Raw genomic sequence first — 384 nt, forward strand, 5'->3', positions numbered from 1 at the left:
AAGTGTTGATGGTGATACCACGTGCTTTTTCTTCCGGCGCGTTATCGATCTGGTCGAATGCACGAGCCTGGCCACCGTAGGTTTTGGACAGAACGGTAGTGATTGCAGCAGTCAGCGTTGTTTTACCATGGTCAACGTGGCCGATAGTACCGACGTTAACGTGCGGTTTTGTACGTTCAAACTTTTCTTTAGACATCGATTGTCCCTCTAAGACACGGATAAATCGGTGATATCACCACATCAACCAGGCAACATGCCCGACTTGTTGAATTCAGTAACAGAGAGAATTGGGAGGGAAGAATGAAGTGGTGCTGATACCCAGAGTCGAACTGGGGACCTCACCCTTACCAAGGGTGCGCTCTACCAACTGAGCCATATCAGCAC

Annotated in this window: 1 protein-coding gene and 1 tRNA gene; both read right to left on the minus strand. The window is 49.2% G+C overall.

The annotated features are described in order from the left end of the window. Nucleotides 1–196: GTP-binding protein (locus ACSZO4_RS25890; RefSeq protein WP_437891938.1), on the minus strand; the 196-nt coding region annotated here is incomplete at its 3' end. 110 nt (nucleotides 197–306) lie between these two features. Beyond that, nucleotides 307–382: transfer RNA gene (locus ACSZO4_RS25895), tRNA-Thr, on the minus strand. Nucleotides 383–384: the final 2 nt, after the last annotated feature.

Origin of the sequence: Phytobacter sp. V91 (assembly GCF_965644225.1) — a bacterium.
Classification (GTDB): Bacteria; Pseudomonadota; Gammaproteobacteria; order Enterobacterales; family Enterobacteriaceae; genus CBFFRJ01.